This window comes from Candidatus Omnitrophota bacterium (assembly GCA_013791745.1).
Lineage (GTDB): Bacteria > CG03 > CG03 > CG03 > CG03 > CG03.
Map to the genome: position 1 here is coordinate 1 of VMTH01000018.1, position 17,802 is coordinate 17,802.

The 17,802-nt window shown below is 45.4% G+C and carries 17 protein-coding genes; all 17 read right to left on the reverse strand.

Annotation, left to right across the window (positions count from 1 at the left end; genetic code table 11):
- On the reverse strand, window positions 1-1,314 hold a 1,314-nt coding region (locus tag FP827_00860), incomplete at its 3' end, for a methyltransferase domain-containing protein (protein ID MBA3051635.1).
- Between the two features lie 17 nt (window positions 1,315-1,331).
- Window positions 1,332-2,345 (reverse strand): radical SAM protein, encoded by a 1,014-nt coding sequence (locus FP827_00865; GenBank protein ID MBA3051636.1) that lies wholly within the window; start codon window positions 2,343-2,345, stop codon window positions 1,332-1,334.
- Window positions 2,342-3,814, reverse strand: a complete 1,473-nt coding sequence (locus tag FP827_00870) for a radical SAM protein (GenBank protein ID MBA3051637.1) — start codon at window positions 3,812-3,814, stop codon at window positions 2,342-2,344. The genes FP827_00865 and FP827_00870 overlap by 4 nt, the downstream gene beginning before the upstream one ends.
- Window positions 3,811-4,902: a radical SAM protein gene (locus tag FP827_00875; protein ID MBA3051638.1), complete on the reverse strand. Its 1,092-nt coding sequence runs from the start codon at window positions 4,900-4,902 to the stop codon at window positions 3,811-3,813. Before FP827_00875 ends, FP827_00870 begins: the two co-directional genes overlap by 4 nt.
- On the reverse strand, window positions 4,875-5,885 hold the full coding sequence (locus FP827_00880; GenBank protein MBA3051639.1) for a glycosyltransferase: 1,011 nt from the start codon (window positions 5,883-5,885) through the stop codon (window positions 4,875-4,877). The genes FP827_00875 and FP827_00880 overlap by 28 nt, the downstream gene beginning before the upstream one ends.
- Window positions 5,882-6,589 (reverse strand): polyprenol monophosphomannose synthase, encoded by a 708-nt coding sequence (locus FP827_00885; protein MBA3051640.1) that lies wholly within the window; start codon window positions 6,587-6,589, stop codon window positions 5,882-5,884. The genes FP827_00880 and FP827_00885 overlap by 4 nt, the downstream gene beginning before the upstream one ends.
- A gap of 111 nt (window positions 6,590-6,700) precedes the next feature.
- Window positions 6,701-7,015 (reverse strand): type II toxin-antitoxin system PemK/MazF family toxin, encoded by a 315-nt coding sequence (locus tag FP827_00890; protein MBA3051641.1) that lies wholly within the window; start codon window positions 7,013-7,015, stop codon window positions 6,701-6,703.
- Between the two features lies 1 nt (window position 7,016).
- Window positions 7,017-7,262: a hypothetical protein gene (locus FP827_00895; GenBank protein MBA3051642.1), complete on the reverse strand. Its 246-nt coding sequence runs from the start codon at window positions 7,260-7,262 to the stop codon at window positions 7,017-7,019.
- Window positions 7,263-7,361: 99 nt separating this feature from the next.
- On the reverse strand, window positions 7,362-8,222 hold the full coding sequence (locus tag FP827_00900) for a sugar phosphate isomerase/epimerase (GenBank protein ID MBA3051643.1): 861 nt from the start codon (window positions 8,220-8,222) through the stop codon (window positions 7,362-7,364).
- Window positions 8,222-9,409 carry an ATP-binding protein gene (locus FP827_00905; GenBank protein MBA3051644.1) on the reverse strand — a complete coding sequence of 396 codons (1,188 nt, stop codon included), beginning with the start codon at window positions 9,407-9,409 and terminating at the stop codon, window positions 8,222-8,224. Before FP827_00905 ends, FP827_00900 begins: the two co-directional genes overlap by 1 nt.
- A 119-nt stretch (window positions 9,410-9,528) precedes the next feature.
- Window positions 9,529-10,371, reverse strand: coding sequence for a 4Fe-4S binding protein (locus FP827_00910; protein MBA3051645.1), 843 nt, complete (start codon window positions 10,369-10,371; stop codon window positions 9,529-9,531).
- A gap of 246 nt (window positions 10,372-10,617) precedes the next feature.
- Window positions 10,618-13,155: a DNA mismatch repair protein MutS gene (mutS, locus tag FP827_00915; GenBank protein MBA3051646.1), complete on the reverse strand. Its 2,538-nt coding sequence runs from the start codon at window positions 13,153-13,155 to the stop codon at window positions 10,618-10,620.
- 12 nt (window positions 13,156-13,167) lie between these two features.
- Window positions 13,168-13,476 (reverse strand): LapA family protein, encoded by a 309-nt coding sequence (locus tag FP827_00920; GenBank protein MBA3051647.1) that lies wholly within the window; start codon window positions 13,474-13,476, stop codon window positions 13,168-13,170.
- Between the two features lie 15 nt (window positions 13,477-13,491).
- Window positions 13,492-14,745: a tRNA (N6-isopentenyl adenosine(37)-C2)-methylthiotransferase MiaB gene (miaB, locus tag FP827_00925; protein MBA3051648.1), complete on the reverse strand. Its 1,254-nt coding sequence runs from the start codon at window positions 14,743-14,745 to the stop codon at window positions 13,492-13,494.
- Between the two features lie 149 nt (window positions 14,746-14,894).
- A complete protein-coding gene (gene hcp / locus FP827_00930; GenBank protein MBA3051649.1) occupies window positions 14,895-16,511 on the reverse strand; it encodes a hydroxylamine reductase in 1,617 nt (538 codons plus the stop codon).
- Between the two features lie 37 nt (window positions 16,512-16,548).
- A complete protein-coding gene (locus tag FP827_00935; protein MBA3051650.1) occupies window positions 16,549-17,397 on the reverse strand; it encodes a 4Fe-4S dicluster domain-containing protein in 849 nt (282 codons plus the stop codon).
- Window positions 17,394-17,801, reverse strand: coding sequence for an Rrf2 family transcriptional regulator (locus FP827_00940; GenBank protein MBA3051651.1), 408 nt, complete (start codon window positions 17,799-17,801; stop codon window positions 17,394-17,396). The genes FP827_00935 and FP827_00940 overlap by 4 nt, the downstream gene beginning before the upstream one ends.
- Window position 17,802 lies beyond the last annotated feature (1 nt).

Sequence of the window (17,802 nt, forward strand, 5' to 3'; positions counted from 1 at the left end):
AACAATGCCGCCGGGCCTCAAAACCCTGTTCGCCTCAAAAAGAAGCTTTGACGCGTCACCGGCATGTTCAATCACGGAAGCAATCACAACACAATCAAATTCGCCGGATTTAAACGGAAGTTTTTCGCCGCTGCCTTCAAGAATCATGATGCCGGTATCTTTATTCGCCTCGCGAAGCCGCGCCTCCGGTTCTATTCCGACCGCTCTTTTCAGTTTCAGTTCCGAATTCAAAAAAGTCAGCATCTCTCCGTCGGCAGCCCCGATGTCCAGCAGCTCCATTCCCCGCGCGCCGAAAGTTTTCAGAACCTGAACAATTTCTCTGCTCCTTTTTTTAATCCTGTATTTCGTGATAACATTCTTTCTCCTTTTTTCAAGATACTTTTCCACCGTATTTTCCGGTAGTGCCCCTCCGGCAAACTCCTCAAAAAAAGAATTCATATAAAAAAGGCCTATTAAAGTGGGGAAAAGCTCGTTCACAAGCGATATCAGCAATCCGCCGGCAAGAAGTCCGGCGAGACTGAAACCTTGCGAAAAAACAAGCACAATCAACCCTTCTCTCACCCCCAGCCCTCTTAGCCCTAACGGAAAACTTGAAGCGGCGACAATAAGAGGGAAATAAAATATTCTGTCGGAAAAAGAAATATTTATTCCCACTGCTTTAAACAAAATAAAAAAATTTAATAACAGGCAAATTTCCAGAAGACCCGAGTAAAAGAAGCTTCTGTAAATCCCCTTAGAATCAAACCGCCAAAGGCCGCCTCCGTTCGTCCCGCCGGCGTGTCTTTTAACCGAAAAAATTCCTGTTTTAAATATTTTGCCCGCAAAAATCAGAAAAATCAATAATGAAAAAAGAGATAGAACGAGCCCCCTTGTAAATCCGCGGCAGTAGAACCAACTTACAATGGACAGAAAACCAAGGATAAAAATTCTCAAAAAATAATTCGTAAAAACCGCGGACAATCCCTTATAGTACGGCATATCAAATCTTCGCTTCAGAAAAACCGCTCTTATAAATTCACCCGACTTGAACGGCATCAGCTCTTTTAAGGGGAAACTGCCAAGTTTAAAAATCCGCACTTCCCGCGAAGAAACAGACAGGCCAAAAAATCTCAAAACCCATTTGTATTTCTCAACCCCTGCCACAAGGCAGGCGAAAGCGGAAATGCCGAGAGCGAGAAAAAAAAGTTTCACATCCGTTTGTGAAAGCACTATCAAAACTTCCTTAAAATCTATTCTCCTGAAAAGAACAAAAAATATAAGCGCAGTGACAAAAAGAAAAACCAGAAATTTCAGAGTTTTGTTTCTAATTTTCATATTCAATTAACGCTATTTTACGGCTCATTTTTCGCCCGTTTCTCTGCGCTTAAAATATTTTTCACCGATTCCATCCCTTCAAAATTCATACCCATAAAATAACTCAATTCCCTCGCGCCCAAAAAACCGCAGCCGGAACAGCTGTATTCCGGAAGTTTTCTGAACGCCTTCAAAAACCCTTCCCTGACATTCGGCAATTCCCCGAAAAATTCTCCGTCGTTCCTGTCGCAGGGAAGAAGCGTCCCGTCCACGTCAATCACCGCGAACAGTTTTCCCGCGGCGCATTTTACACCGGGGAAACACGGATAATTTCTTATATGACGCAAACTGCTTAAACTGTTTCTCAAAAAAGGGAACCCTTCTTTTTTCAGTTTAATCAGTTTATCAACCGCCTCTTTATACCGCTTCTCATCAGGACACAGCTCGCTGTCCTTCGAACCCTTGTACATCAGCTTAAACGGCTGAAATGCGGCAAGAACCCCGAATTTTTCAGCCAACCCCGCAATAAAATCAATGTCATTCAGATTATATTTTGTAATCGTCGTTGTTATTACGGTTTTAATACCCATCTCTACGCAAATCCGCAGCGCATTATATGACTGCTCAAAGGCCCCCTTTCTTCCCGAAATATAATCGTGCGTCGGCTCTGAGCCGTCAATACTTATTTTTATCATGTCAAGATTCTGCAGAGCGTCTTTTCTTTTCTCAATCAGAGCGCCTCGGGTATTCATGCTGCACGAAATATTAAGCCCTTTCGCGTATTTTATAATTTCGCCGATGTCGTCCCTCAGCAGGGGTTCTCCTCCGCTAAAAGAAATTCGCGCCGTGCCGGCTTTTCCTGCCTGCCTTAAAATTTCTTTTATTTCCGTCAACTCCATTTCAGGACGCGGATTTTTCCACAGAGCGCAGTATCGGCACCTGTTGCCGCAGCGGTCCAGCAGCTGCCATCTTAACGCCAAAGGATAATTTTTTCTCTGTATTTTAAGGCAAAAGAGCGCTTTTAGCCCGGCAAAAACGAAATTCAACTTCATCCTTCCCCCGAATGCGCGGACTTTTTTACGAAATCCGGCTTCCCTGCCGCGCCGATATCCGTGTGAAAATAATGGCCAATCATCCTGAGCGCCACTTTTACATACCGCGCTAATTCGCCGAAAGAACGCAATCTCGTCAAAGTACGCAAAATAAACACCGGCCTGAAATAAAATCCATAGTACATCTTTTTCAGCAGACTTTCAATTTTCCTTTGACTTAACGCGACGCCCGGAACGTAAATCCTCTTTTCTCCCTCCCGGCCGAGAACAAACTCTTTCCAGTAATCATACCCTGTCTCCCTCACAACATCAAAATGCATTTTTGAGCCGGGTTTCGGGATTGCCCTGCAAATTTGGACAAAGTCAAGTTTAAGTTTCTTTGCCCATTTGAGAGTTTCTTTTGCATCTTTCGCTTTTTCACCGGGATTCCCCGCCATTAGAAAACCGAGATTTCTTATGCCGAGTTTCCGGGATACGGCAATCGCTTTTTCTGTCTGGCTTAAATTAATTTCTTTGTTAATATTTTCAAGCGTTCCTGCATTTCCCGATTCAATACCCCAAAAAATCATTCTCAAACCGCTTTTCTTGGCCGCGCGGAGAATTTCCTCATCCACCAGGTCAACCCTGCTGCGGCATGTCCAGTTAATATCAAGTTTTCTCTTAATTATTCCCTCAAAAATCTTAAGACACCTTTCCCTGTTAACAAAAAAAGTCGCGTCAAAAAAATCAATTTCTCTAACGTCAAAGTCATAATAACACTTCTCAATTTCGGCGAGAACACTTTCCGCGCTTCTCTCTCTGTAATGCGCCAGACCGGCAATCGCGCAGAAAGTACATTTCCACGGGCAGCCCGTTGATGTAAGCATTATTGTGAAATTTTTTCTCTGGGAGACAAAAGAATGATATAGCTGATTCGGGAGAAGATGCCTTGCGGGAAACGGATAACTGTCAAAATCAGCAAGTTTCAGGTTTGCGGGGTTTATAATAACTTCATCTTTTTCATTTCTCCGGCAAAGTCCGGCAATATGTTTATATTTCCCGCCGGGAAAATTTTCCAGAAATTCAGGCAGGGTCTCAACAGCCTCTCCTATAAATCCGAAATCAATTTCAGAATAACTCATTGTCTCACGCGGATACAGCGAAAAATTTATTCCGCCGGCGATAACCGGAACAGCAATTGTTTTTTTCAAAAATCTGATCCAGTCAAGAGTGTCATGAAAGCAGTATGTGTCCAAACGGAACATTATAAAATCAGGGCGAAATATTTCCAGTTTTTTCCTAACCTGCTCTTTACTCAGCTTCAGCGCCGCGGCGTCAATCAAAATCACTTTGCTGCCCGATTTTTCGGCAATTGCGGCAACATACGCTAGAACGATCGGCGGAGAGAAAGTGAATTCCTCATCAACAACTTTTAGATTTTCCGAAAATCCGTGATGCCGTATGGGGACATGAACAAAAGCGACTTTCATGGTAATTTTAATCTTTCCTTTGCCCAGCCTTCGAGGATTCCGGCTAAAATCGCCGGAGTAAAAAAAGAATTATTCTGTATGTTGCACTCGTTAGTGCAAACACAATTTTTCCCGTCAATGTAATTTCTCACGCTCATAGCCTTCGGAGAAAACCACAACTTTTTGAAGTCATATCCAAAATCCCGCAAATTTCCCATATCAACAGATAACGCCTCGCACGGAAAAACATTCAGATTCGCGTCAATTACGGCGGAAACCCTGCCGGCAAGACACGAAAACGGATACCGCCGGCTTTCTATGATTCTCTTTATCGCCCTGATAACGAACTTTTTATATGCTTTATAAAAATAATTTCCCCGAAGCCCCGATAAAATCAGAGCATATAATTTTTCATACTTTTGAAATTCCACATTTTTAATATCCATGTCAGAGACATTACCGCGTATAAAATTAAGCCCGAACACATCCGGTTTCAATTCTCTGTCAGTAAATTGAAATGCATCCTCAAGATAATCCTCGTTTATTTTTGAAATGGTACAAAGAATTCCCGCCCTAAATCTCCTGTTTTTTTCTTTCAGTGTTTTAAGCAGTTTAAATGTTTCAACGGCCCTCTCGTAACTTCCCTTAACGCCTCTTATCCCGTCATGCACATCCTCTAATCCGTCAATGGAAACTTTCACTATTATCTCCGCTCCCGGGCATCGCTCCAGTATTTTTTGGGTCTCAGAATATATCTTGCGGGGCTCGAAACCGTTTGTCGGAATTGAAATTCTGCTCACTTTATTTTTCAAAATAAATGTTTCGGCGATTTCCGGTAAATCATCTCTCATGAACGGCTCTCCGCCGGTCAGTGTCAGGAAACTAAATTCCCCTAAATTTTCTGAAATTCTTTTTATCTCGGAAAGAGCCGCATCTTCCCCTTTGTTTAATTTATCTTTGTAAAAACAGTGTTTACAGTTAAGCCTGCATTTATTCGTTACAAAAAATGTTATTTGTTCAGGACTAATTTTGCCGTGAAAAATTATTTTCCTGAACCACCGGAATCTTTCACGAATATTTATCAATATCTTCTCCTGAAAACAATATATTCAATTAAAGCGGCGATAACGCCTGAAAAATAAAAAGACATCTCAAATAAAAAGATAAAAAAACACCCAAGTGAAATAAAATAACCCCTATTTTTACAAATCATACTGAAACAATCATAATTTAAAGCCCAAAAAAACGCCAGCGCGCATAATGAAAATAATGCAAACAACTTGCCGTAAAAAATAGACAAACCTGCGCTTAAAAAAAATAACGGGGAAATGAAGACACTTATAATTTCCGGTATAACATCGCGAAACCTGTTAAGTGAAATCGTCACCGGCGCTTTTCCCTCACCTCGTCTCCGCAGTATTAATTTCATCTTTGCTTTTGCTTTATAAAAATCAACCCCTAAAAGTCCGGGCAAAGAGTAGCTTTTCAAATGCCTGACCTTCAAGTTTTTTTCCAGCAGAATTTTATAACCGCTGCCCGCAAGGCGCATCGCAAAATCGGTGTCTTCGGACGCGGCTGTTTTGATTTTTTCGTTAAAGCCGCCGACTTCGTCAAAAACCTCTTTTCTGATTGCAAAACAGAAACTGTTTATTCCCAAAATTTCATTCCGTTTTAATTTAGACAGCTTGTGAAACTTAAAATAATCCCTTGCCAGCGTCGGCAAATTCGCTTTTTCGCTCTCCATATCATAAATCCCCTGAATTACATGAACTTTATTATTTCTCTCAAAAAAATCAGAAACACAGCTCATGGATTCCGGAAAAACAAGAACATCGGAATCAAGAAAAATCAGCGTTTTCCCAGATGAATTTTCCGCACCCGCGTTTCTTGAAGCCGCGGGCCCGCTATTTTCAGCCATCGTAATAACTTTGCAGGGGAATTCTTTCAAAATCCCGGAGCTTGAATCGCTTGAACAATCATCTACCGCAATAACCTCCGTATCAGATGAAATGGATGAAAAAACTGCATCCAAACACCGCCTTATATTTTTTTCGGCGTTAAAGACAGGAATAATAACCGATATTTTTTTCAGAAAATCCCCCTAAATCTTAATATAAGCGGAAGAATTAAGCTTTCCGTTATTTTGTTCAAGGTGAATTTGGATACGCCTTTTGTTCTATTTTCATACACAACAGGAAACTCGCTGATTCTAAAACCGAGCCTTCCCGCTTTAAATAAAATTTCCGGTATCACAGCGGGCCCTTCCGCTTTCAGCGAATCAAGTTTTATTTTATCACAAACTTCCCGCCTGAAACATCTGTATCCCGAAGTGCAGTCAAATACATTTTTTATACCGTAGCTCTTCCTGATGTAAAAATTGGCCAATTTACTCAATAAAACGCGCAAACGCGGTCGGCCGGTTTCACGGCCTCCCGGTATACATCTAGACCCTATCACAATATCGCTCTCCCTGATTTTTGAAAGGAACACAGGAATATATTTAGGATTGTGAGAAAAATCAGCGTCCATTTCTATAATAATTTCCGCGCCTTTTACGAGAGCATACCTGCAGCCGTCAATTCTGGATTTCCCTTCCGACCTCTTTCCACTGCGGACAATAAGATGTATTTTATTTATTTTATTCGCCAAATTACGCACAATATCTTCCGTGCCGTCGGGAGAACTGTCATCCACAATGATAATTTCAAGGTCTTTTTCAATTTTAAAAATTTCTTCTATCAGATCTTTTATGTTTCCCGCCTCATTGTATGTAGGAATCACAATTGCCGTTTTCATACTAATATTTATAGCTCCAAACTTTATTTATTTGAGAAAGAGGGATGACGGTAATATTTTTACCTTGAAATATCAAATGCACTGTTCGAAATATCAATGTATATTTGCGATTCAGGATATATCCAGCGCAAATCTTATTGCTTCGTCAATTTCTTTAATTTTACTTTGGGGAAGGCCTGTTATCTTTGTATCAATTCGCCCTTTTCTTATGGTTATTATTGTATCAAGATTGGCGACACACTTCTTAGGCATACCCTCGGAATGTCCAAGTGAAACTTCAACGGGTATATCTCTAATCGTAGTGGTGATTTCCGCGACAGTAACGGCATTGCGAACAGTGTATGCCGCATCTCTTGAAAGTAAAACAACAGGGCGTCTCCCTATGGGATTGGGCAGATTCGCCCACCAAATTTCTCCCCTGCGCATATTAAAACTCTCCCATGGTTTCAAACGCTGCTTTTTCCACCGCGGCGGCTTCTTTGATATTTTCCGGGTATTTTTTGTATCCGGCTATATACCGCGTTTCTTTTTTAAACTCATCTTCTTTCCGGAAAAAAAAATCTATAATCTGATGAACAAAAGCGCTTCGGGTTATTCCTCTTTCTTTTTTTTCCTGTTCTACTCTTTTAAATTCGTCTTTCGGAATGGTTACAACTAATCTTGCGACATTCATTACCCCCCCCTTTTTTTGAATATAATTTTTATTCTACTATAATTATATCAGAATTTTATTATTTGTCAACTTGCGGCATGCAAATTACACAGTGGTATTTTACTTTATGCCGTAATCCGCGGCAAAGTTCAGACATTCTCTGATTTCTTCAGCTCCTCCCCGCATGATCTCAAAAACATTCAGCATATGCCGTGGTGCCATACGCCGTGGTGCCAGGGGTTGACTCCGCCGCGGCGGATGCGACATTTCGTGACTTATTGCTATCGAAGTGAACAAATCTTCCCAGTTAATTGTACCGCGCCCAGGGACAAGATGACTGTCCTTGTCACCGTCATTATCGTGTATATGGAGCTCTCTCAACTCGGCAGCCATCCCGGAGAGCAAATCGGATTGTGGGGGAGCAAGGTGATAATGCCCCGTGTCCAGACAGAATTTTAAGCCCGGAAATCCGGATTTTTCCCTGACTTCAAGAAGCTCGTCCAGAAAACAGCCCAGATGCCCGGGGAGGGTGTTTTCAAGACATATCTCCGTATTAAACTCCGACGCAAATTCGCATATCTCTTTTAGAGATTCAACAGACGCCGTGAGATGTTTTTTGCGGTTCGCATTTTCCACCGCCCGGCCTATGTGAATAACCGTTGTGCCGCCGGAACCCGTCATAAGAGACAAAGCCAGTATGCTTTTTTCCGTTTCCCTTACGGCGAATTTTCTTTCCCAATTGTCGGGAGAGGAAATGTCCACATCCCTTCCCGGGGAAGTGTGAAGCGTGGCATGAGCCGAGACCGTTTTTATTCCCGCCTTTTTCAGTTCTTTTGCCGCCTTTAGAAAAGATTCCCTGTCATCTATATCCACGCCCGCGCCCCAGGTCAGTTCCAGATTTTCAAACCCGGCCAGCCGCAAAGGCAGAAGCTGACGGTATCCGCCGCCTTTCTCGGCCATCAAAGTCGAAAAGGCAATCATTATAACTGAACTCTCAACATTTTTTTAAGCAAGCCGCAGATAGCCCGCCAGCTGAAAAGATTCCCGGCTGTTCTTTTCTGAGAAATTTCACCGCCGTATATCACATACGCATCATTGATACTTTTTCCGGAAATTTTAAGCCAATAGTTAATGTTTTTAAAATAATCCGCCGAAACCGTTTTCCCTGATTTAATTTCTATGGGAATAATTTTATTGTTCCCCTCGGCGATACAATCTATTTCATGACCTGTTTTATCTCTCCAGAAATATAACGGCGCGTCCAAAGCGCGGTTTAAAAAAAACTTCCTCATTTCCGCTAACACAAAAGTTTCAAAAATTCCGCCTTTCAAATAATGAGTCTCAAGCTGCCCGACGCTGCCTATTCCGAGAAGCGAGCAAAGAAGCCCTGTATCATAAAAATACAGTTTCGGCATTTTCACGAGCCGCTTATTAAAATTTTTGTGATGCGGACGGAGCAAAAAAATAATAAAACTGTTTTCAAGAACAGAAATCCAGGATTTTGCCGTGTTATGGGTAATACCGCAGTCATTCGCCAGCGAGGACAAGTTCAACATCTGCCCTGTACGCGAAGCGCACATTTTCAAAAACGTTCTGAACACGCTTAAATCAGAGATATTTTTCATCAGCTTAACGTCTCTTTCTATGTAGGTTTTGATATAATTACGATACCATTCTGCCGGCGGCGCATTTTTATCATATATTCTCGGGTAAAACCCTTTAAATAAATACTCCTCACAGCCGCCTTGACGAAATTTATCTTTGCTCTCCAATTCCTCCACGCTGAACGGCAGTAATTCATAAATTGCAGCCCTGCCGGCGAGTGTCTGCGTAATGTTCTCCTGTAGCAGAAAATGCAGGGATCCGGTCAAAATAAATTTCCCGGGCTTATTTTCCTCGTCAACAATAGTCTGGATATAAGAAAACAGTTCCGGCGCTCTTTGAACTTCATCCAAGATTACGCCTTTCGGATAATTTCCAAGAAATCCCCGCGGGTCACGCAAGGCAAATTCACGAACATCCAAATCTTCTAACGAAACATAATCCTTGTCACGAAATGCGTCCCTGACCAAAGTTGTTTTCCCCGACTGGCGGGGACCCATAATGGAAACAACCGGATAAAAACGGCTTGCTTGTTGCAATTTGGCTTTTAAAATTCTATTTATCATGGCCATTTATTCTAAATTACTCTGGACAAATTGTCAAATGGATTCTCAATTTGTCCAATCAAAAAAGGAGAATCACACGCATGTATATCGCAGTGTTTCCTTCTGTTTACTCACGACTTTCATCCGTTCGCCTTCTTCTTAAATGACAGAGACAGCGCCTTTTGCGGGCAGGCGTCAACACATTTTCCGCATCTTATACAGTCCTTTGAAATCAGCTCAACCGGAACGGCTATGTTCATCGGACAGATTCTCTCGCAGACCCCGCAATTATCGCATCTGTCATTCAGGCGAAGTTGAAGAAGACTGATTTTATTAAAAAACCCGAGTATCAGCCCCAGAGGACAGACCCTGCAGAAAAAACGCCATATCCTGACCGAAAAAAATATGACAGCCGCGAGGATGGCCATTTTACCCGCCAGGACAAAACCGAATCCGCCGAAGCCCGCCCACAGACCCCAGAAACCGGCCTCAGCCGTGCCGGCCGGACAGATGTATTTACAGAATGCCGGGGCGCCTATGCCGAATTTATTTGTAAAAATCATGGGAAACACCAGCACAAATCCGAAAAGAAAAAGGTATTTAAGATATTTCAGCCATGGCGGGAAAGACAGCTTGAATTTTCTGACAAAGATCAGCTCCTGAAAAAAACCGAAAGGGCACAACCACCCGCAGAAAAAACGCCCCAGAAACATCGCGGGAAGTCCTATCAAACCGAGAATGTAGAGAAATCCCGTAAAACCCTGCCTCAGGCCCAGGGCGAGAAACTGCTGGAGCATCCCCACGGGACAGGCCGTGAGGGCAAAAGGGCAGGAATGGCAGTTCAAAACAGGAATACAGATATTTTTAAGCTTTCCTTCGTAAAGCCCGCCGGTCAAAAAAGTTTTAAAATTACCGTTTATCAGGAAAAGGGAAAGGATCTGGGCAATTCTTCTTTTATGGCCGCTGATCTTTTTTCTTTTCACCGGCTTATTTGAAACCCATGCACTCGAGACAGATATAGCCGGCTATTCCGCCCGTCGCCGCGGGACGGCGGGAGCGAACACCCAGCGCGATAAAGAGTATGAACAGAAGTAACAATGCGGCCCACCGGAAGGCCGAAAAAAAGTGACGTCCCGCATTTTTGTGATATATTTTTGCGGGAAAAATGGGATGTCCTAAATTTTCTGTATTTTCATGGCGCGTTTTCGCGGGCTTGCCCATATTTGTCTTCATTTCTTCCCGCCTTGTCCGTCTTTCCCCGGAAGGCCGAGTTCAGTTTTCATCTCATCCAGCAAAGTCAGCGCCGCCACAGGCTTCATATTATCCGTGTCGGCATTTTTGATCTTTTTAATTATCCCTTCATATCTGCCGTCGTCAAAAAAAGAAAGCTGAGGAGGGGCCGCTGTCTTATCCGTTCTGATATGCTTGTTCTCGAGCTCTTTCATTATATCCCTGGCTCTGGCAACAGCGGAAGGCGGGATTCCCGCCAGTTCCGCCACATGGATACCGTAAGACCGGTCCGCCGGGCCCTTCTCTATCTTGTGGAGGAAGTGGAGCTTGCCCTGCCATTCTTTGACCGCTACGTTGAAATTCTTTATGTTGGGGAATTTTTCTTCCAGCTCTATCAGCTCAAAAAAATGGGTGGCGAAAAGACAGCGGCAATGACGGGGATCGCCGGCTATGTATTCAAGGCATGACCACGCTATGGATATCCCGTCATAAGTTGAGGTGCCCCGTCCCAGCTCATCTATTATGATGAGCGATTTTTCCGTTGAATTGTTCAGTATGTTCGCCGCCTCGTTCATCTCAACCATGAAGGTTGAGGCGCCCTGGACAAGATTATCCCCCGCGCCTATCCTTGTGAAAACCCTGTCGGCAACGCCGATTCTGGCGGAAGATGCGGGAATTGCCCCGCCGGCCTGAGCCATTATAACGCAAAGAGCCGTCTGCCTGATATAGGTTGATTTCCCCGCCATGTTCGGCCCCGTTATGAGCATTACCTGATTGTTTTTTCTGTCAAGATTTATATCGTTGGGCGTAAAAGTTGCGGCGTGGATTTTCTCAACAACGGGATGGCGCGAATCCTTTATGATGATCTCATCGCCGTCATTGACTTCGGGAATGACATAATTTCCCGCGGCCGCGGTTGCGGCGAAAGATCTGGCCACATCTATCCCGGCGAGCTTCCCCGAAAGCTCTTTCAGCGCGCCGAGCTCCCTCCTGACGCTGTCCGATAAGACCTTTCTTGCCTCTTTTTCTATTCCACCGAGCTCTTCTTTCAACATCAGTATTTCGGTTTCTTTTTCTTTCAGCTCATGTGTGATAAAGCGCTCCGAATTGACGAGCGTCTGCTTTCTTATGTAATTTTCCGGCACTTTTCCCAGGTTCACCCTTGTAACATCGATGTAATAGCCGAAAACCGAGTTGAACGAAACTTTGAGCTTGGGTATTCCCAGCCTCCGGCGCTCGGAGTCCTCAAAATCATCTATCCATTCCTCCAGAATCGCGAGCTTCGCTCGGCACTTTTCCATCCGCGGGTCAAAGGAAGGGTCTATGGCCGGCTGGCCGTTCTCATCGCGCGCGAGCGCCTTATCCAGCGTTTCCATCAAACCCGGCAGGAAATTCAAAGCGCCGAAAACACCGCCCTTCAGTTTTTTCTCAATGATCCGGGCGGCTTTCAAAGCGCTCAATATATTCAAGAAATCCGCGAGCCGCCCGCCTGTCATGGCTATGCGGCTGGAAGACCTTTCGCTGTCCTTGACCGATGAGAGGGCCGCTCCCACGGCGTCTTTAAGGCCGGGGTCATCCATAAAAAGCGCCAGCTCTTTCTGGCGCTGCCTGATGACTTCCACTCTCCGCGAAGGGCTGAGAAGCCTTTTCTTCAGAAGCCTGGCGCCGGCGCTTGTGAAAGTCCTGTTCAGAGCGCCGAAAAGCGTGGCTCCTGAGGATGAGCCCGTAAGATCCTCAACCAGTTCAAGGTTGCGTATGGTGGATTCATCCATGAAGAGGTTATCCCCCCGCCGTATCCTTGAAATGCTTTTTATTGACGATAAAATATCAAGTTTTGTTCCGGCCAGATAACTTAAAAGAGCCGCTGCGGCGGAAAGCAGTATCCCTTCCTCCATATCAAAGCCGGCCAGCGACTTGACCTTAAAAAGATCCTTGAGTCTCTCCCTTCCCTCGTACTCGCTGAAAAAACTCTTATCCATCGGCGAGCGGAAAACGCCCGGAGCGAAATATTTTTCCAGGCCCGTGCCCTCGGGATAGACGACTTCCGTTATCTTGTCCACGCTTTTGAGAAAACCGGGGAGATCTTTTTCCTGCACCTTGCGCGCGAGCATCTCGCCGGTGCTAATATCCGCCATAACGCATCCGAAAAATTCTTTTTGAGGGGAAACTGCTAGGATAAAATTATTCGTCGCAGGCGAAAGCACCTCCTCCGTGAGTGTGCCGGGACTGACGACCCTCACCACGCCCCTGTCCACTATTTTCCCGCCCTTGGACGCTTCTTCAAGCTGCTCCACAATGGCGACCTTTCTGCCGGCTGATATGATTTTGAGGAGGTAATTGTCCGCGGCGTGATATGGGATGCCGCACATGGGACGGCCGCCGCGGGATGTGAGGACTATCTGCAGTATCTTTGACGCCTCGCGGGCGTCTTCACCGAACATCTCGTAAAAATCCCCGAGCCTGAAAAATATTATGCAGTCGGGATAACTGTTCTTTATTTTTTCATACTGCCCCATGACGGGGGTAGTGCCGGCCATAGAAAAGTTTTTTCAGATCCCCAGGTCTTCTTCCATGCCCGGAGAGCTTTCCGTTTCTTCTTCCAGCGCCCTGATCTTGAGTTGCAGGTCTTTGATCTTTTCCGATGATTTATCCGCTTCTTTTTTCAGTTTCTTTATTTCTCCGCTGAGCCTCAGGTTTTCGGCTATGCCGAGAACCGCGGAAAAAGCGGCTCCTATAAAAAGCGCGGAAACAAGGATGACCATCGGCGGTATGGTCGCAAGGTCTTTCGGCACATAAACCGTAATGATCGTCAGCGCCACCAGAACAGCCATCGCGAAAAGCAGTTTTATCTGTGTCATTTTTTCTCCTTTCTCTTATTCCGCCATAAGACGGAAACCGGACACGGCCTTTACCGGGACCTGGCCGAAATCACCCGCCTTTGCGCCTTTTTTAAATACTAAATAATTTTGAGAGGAATGTCCAACGTCGTTATTCTCAAAAAGCGTTTCCGCTTTTTGCCCGATATACGCCTCTCTTTTTTTGAGAGCCAGCTCTTTGGCGAGAGCAAGGCCCGCCGAGAGCCTTTCTTTTTTTACTTCCTCCGGGACATCATCTTCCATCTTGAATGACGCGGTCCCCTCTCTCGGGCTGTATTTAAAGGCATAGACGCCGTCAAAATCCGCCTTTCTTATAAGAGCGAGCGTGTCGGCGAAATCACTGTCCGTCTCGCCCGGGAATCCGACGATCACATCCGTTGTAAGAGCCACATCCTTCGCGCTTTCGCGGAGCTTCTCCACAATCCCCAGATAATCCGCTGAAGTGTATTTTCTGTTCATCGCCAGGAGAACTGAATCGGAGCCGCTCTGGACGGGAAGATGAAGATGCCTCGCGAGACGCGGATTCCGCGCGAACTCATCTATGAGCTTCGCGGAAATATCTTTGGGGTGCGAAGTTAAAAATCTTATTCTGAGTATGCCGTCAATCTCCGCGGCGCGCGCGAGAAGATCGGTAAAATCTCCGCCGGTCTTTTCATCCCTGTAGGAATTAACATTCTGCCCCAGGAAAACGATCTCCTTTGTGCCGGAAGCGGCAAGACAGCGGACCTCTCTGAGGATATCCTCCGCCGGACGGTATCTCTCGGCGGCCCTTAAAAAAGGCACCACACAATACGAGCAGTAATTGTCACATCCCGTCTGTATGACAACGAATTCGCTCACTCCGCCGTGCCGGGGGACAAAGCCGTAGCCGCCGCCCTCAAGCGCCTCAATCCCCGCCGCGCCGGATAAAACCTTTTCCGCGGTTTCGCCGATACTAAAAAGCTCCGACGGTGCTACCACCGCGCCAAGATGCGGAAACCTCTTAAAAAGCTTTGCGCCGTGCCTCTTGGCCGTGCAGCCGGCGAGAATAAAAGCGGCCTTGGGATTTTTTTTCATGGCCAGTCCGAGATTTGAGAACATCCTGTCTTCCGCGTGCTCCCTTATGCTGCAGGAATTGAAGATTATCAGATCCGCTTCTTCCGGCTTTTCGGTGAATTCAAAAGACCTGTTTTCCAGAATGCCCCTCATAACGGAGCTATCGGCGGCGTTCATCTGACAACCGAAAGTCCGGATATAAAATTTTCTGTTCATAGGTCACATTCTACATATTTTGACTGACTTTCAAAAGCACATAATTTATACATCTGTTTGGTACAGAGATAACGCAAAGGCATGAACCGAATGAGTCCTATGGGCGGGCATTATGACGGCCCGATGTTGTTATGCTCCGACAGGGCCGCCTAGCCTGTCATAGCCGCGATATCTTCTTTGACATCCCCCGTGGGCTTGATATCAAATTTATCCACGAGCACCTTGACCACATTCGCTGATAAAAAGGCCGGCAGCGTCGGCCCGAGCCTTATCCCTTTCACGCCCAGCGAGAGGAGAGCCAGCAGCACCGCTACGGCCTTCTGCTCATACCACGCTATATCAAATGAGATAGGCAGGTCATTGATGTCATCCAGGCCGAAGACCTCCTTCAGTTTTAAGGCTATGAGCGCCAGCGAATATGAATCATTACACTGGCCGGCGTCAAGCACTCTGGGAATGCCGCCTATATCTCCGAGCTTCAATTTATTATACCGGTATTTCGCGCAGCCCGCCGTCAAAATTACCGTATTTTCCGGGAGGGTTTCCGCCACTTCTGTAAAATATTTTCTCGTCGGATGCCTGCCGTCACATCCGGCCATAACAATAAAACGCTTTATGGCTCCGGATTTCACGGCCTCAACGAACTTGTCGGCCAAGGCCAGTACCTGATTATGGGCGAACCCCCCTATTATCTCGCCTTTTTCTATTTCCTGGGGCGGCGGGCATTTTTTCGCCAGTTCTATTACCGGGGAAAAATCTTTCTGTGCCCCCGCCTTTCTGTCAGATATATGTTTGACTCCGGGATAACCGGCCATGCCCGTTGTAAAGATCCTGTCCTTATAAGCGTCCTGAACAGGCGTTATGCAGTTGGTCGTCATGAGGATGGGGCCGTTGAAGGACGCGAACTCTTTGTTCTGCTTCCACCAGGCGTTGCCGTAATTTCCGGCGAAATGTTTGTATTTCTTAAAAGCCGGATAATAGTTGGCCGGGAGCATCTCGCTGTGCGTGTAAACATCCACGCCCGAACCTTGCGTCTGTTTCAGAAGCTCTTCCATGTCCCTGAGGTCATGGCCCGATATAAGTATTCCCGGCTTATTCCTCACTCCTATACTCACTTTTGTTATTTCCGGGTTTCCATATTTGGAAGTGTTGGCGCCATCCAGAAGTTTCATTGCCTTTACAGCGGTTCCGCCCGCCTCAAGAACCAATTCCGTCAATTCATCGGCAGTCAGATCTTTTGTTATTGCGGCAAGGCCTTTAACCAAAAACGAAAATATCCCGTCATCATAAGAACCCAACACGGCAGCATGCTCCGTATATGCCGCTATGCCTTTCATCCCGTATAATAAAAGGGATTTCAGCGACCTTATGTCTTCATTATCGCTATAACTGAATATGCCCGCGGACGGAGCTTTTTCTTTGAGCTCTTCTTTGGAACCGGCAGACCAGTTCGCCGAGTCATGCTCAACCTCCCTGCCTGATTCTTTTTTTAACTCATCCCTGACCTTAATGGCTTTCTTTATCAATCCGATTATTCTGTCTTCATCAAAATTGGCGTTGGTTATCGTCGCGAACAGCGCCTGACATATAAAGACGCCCTTTTCCCTGCCGATATTATTCTTTTCCGCATATAACGCTATGCCCTGCAGAACATATATCAGCAAATCCTGCTGATTAGCGGTGGTTTCATCCTTGCCGCAGGCCCCGCGATTGACGCAACCCGAATTTTTCACCGTTTCCTGGCATTGATAGCAAAACATACTCATTTGTTCCTCCTGATTCCATCGCTGTTCTTTACAGCGACTATAGAATATTCCCCTTTATCCCCACCGTTATTGCCGAAAGCGGAATCTTCCGCTCCGACTTCTTTATCGCTTTCTGCACACCTGTCACAAGTCCATGACAGCACGGCACTTCCATATTGATCACAGTGACGCTCTTTGGCCCGGCTGTTTTAAATATCTCAGCCAGCTTTTCAATATAATACTCAAGATCATCAAGCTTGGGACAGCCCATCAGCACTATTTTGCCTTTAACAAAATCCCTGTGAAAAGACGCATAGGCGAAGGGAACGCAATCCGCCGTAATAAGTATATCCGCATTCTTCAGATACGGGGCATCCGGATTGACCAGCTTGATCTGGACGGGCCAGTTCCTGAGTTCGGAGGCCGGTTTTTCGCGCGGTTCTTCAGCCTGCGGCGGCCCATCTTTTTTTTCTTCCCAGGACATCGCCTTTGCCCCGGGACAACCACCCCCGGCATGAGCATTATCATGGCCGTGTATTTCTGCCATAAACTCCTGTGCAGGAAAATCCACATTATTTTCCCTGATATAGCGCATCGCCTCGTGAAGGTATTCAGTCTCGCCATGCTCTTTTAAATGCTTCAGGTGGGCCTTAATGGTATTCACGCCGGCCCTCACTATGTTTTCCATCACCTTATTCTCATCATACGGGGCTGCCTCCCTTTCCTCCACTCTTATGGCGTCTACCGGGCAGGCGCCTATACAGGCGCCCAATCCGTCGCAAAACAAATCACTGACCAGGCGGGCTTTTCCGTCAATAATCCGGAGAGCGCCTTCCGGACAATCAGGAATGCAATTTCCACAGCCCGTACATTTTTCTTCATCAATTTTAATTATCTTTCTTTTCACCCGGCCCTCCCCTCTCTCACTAAATCATGTATGGTTATATTTTTAAATTTTTGTATGACAGTGTCTTCGATGTCCATGATCTTTTTCCTTAAAACGCATGTTTTTCTGTTAGCGCACAGTTTTTTTCTGAACATACAGGACGATAATTCTATTCTTCCCTGGAATAATTCGATTAAATCCGCGATATTTATTTTTTGAGGATTCTTCACCAGCCTTACGCCGCCGTTTATACCCTTTTTAGTTTCAATATATTTTTTCTCCTTAAATTTCCGCAGAATTTTTCTTAAAAACGGATACGGGATTTTTTCTGTTATTGAAATCAGTTTCGCGTTTTTCAATAAAGCGCCGTCTTTAGCTAAATTCGCCAAAGCCCTTACCGCGTAATCCGTTTCTTTAGTTATCAAT

What these genes read in the sequence shown, in the direction of transcription:
- FP827_00870 (MBA3051637.1), bottom strand. Translation starts at nt 3,814, where the DNA reads ATGAAAGTCGCTTTTGTTCATGTCCCCATACGGCATCACGGATTTTCG.
- FP827_00900 (MBA3051643.1), bottom strand. Translation starts at nt 8,222, where the DNA reads ATGATTGCCTTTTCGACTTTGATGGCCGAGAAAGGCGGCGGATACCGT.
- FP827_00890 (MBA3051641.1), bottom strand. Translation starts at nt 7,015, where the DNA reads ATGCGCAGGGGAGAAATTTGGTGGGCGAATCTGCCCAATCCCATAGGG.
- FP827_00865 (MBA3051636.1), bottom strand. Translation starts at nt 2,345, where the DNA reads ATGAAGTTGAATTTCGTTTTTGCCGGGCTAAAAGCGCTCTTTTGCCTT.
- miaB (MBA3051648.1), bottom strand. Translation starts at nt 14,745, where the DNA reads ATGAACAGAAAATTTTATATCCGGACTTTCGGTTGTCAGATGAACGCC.
- mutS (MBA3051646.1), bottom strand. Translation starts at nt 13,155, where the DNA reads ATGGCCGGCACTACCCCCGTCATGGGGCAGTATGAAAAAATAAAGAAC.
- FP827_00885 (MBA3051640.1), bottom strand. Translation starts at nt 6,589, where the DNA reads ATGAAAACGGCAATTGTGATTCCTACATACAATGAGGCGGGAAACATA.
- FP827_00920 (MBA3051647.1), bottom strand. Translation starts at nt 13,476, where the DNA reads ATGACACAGATAAAACTGCTTTTCGCGATGGCTGTTCTGGTGGCGCTG.
- hcp (MBA3051649.1), bottom strand. Translation starts at nt 16,511, where the DNA reads ATGAGTATGTTTTGCTATCAATGCCAGGAAACGGTGAAAAATTCGGGT.
- FP827_00895 (MBA3051642.1), bottom strand. Translation starts at nt 7,262, where the DNA reads ATGAATGTCGCAAGATTAGTTGTAACCATTCCGAAAGACGAATTTAAA.
- FP827_00905 (MBA3051644.1), bottom strand. Translation starts at nt 9,409, where the DNA reads ATGATAAATAGAATTTTAAAAGCCAAATTGCAACAAGCAAGCCGTTTT.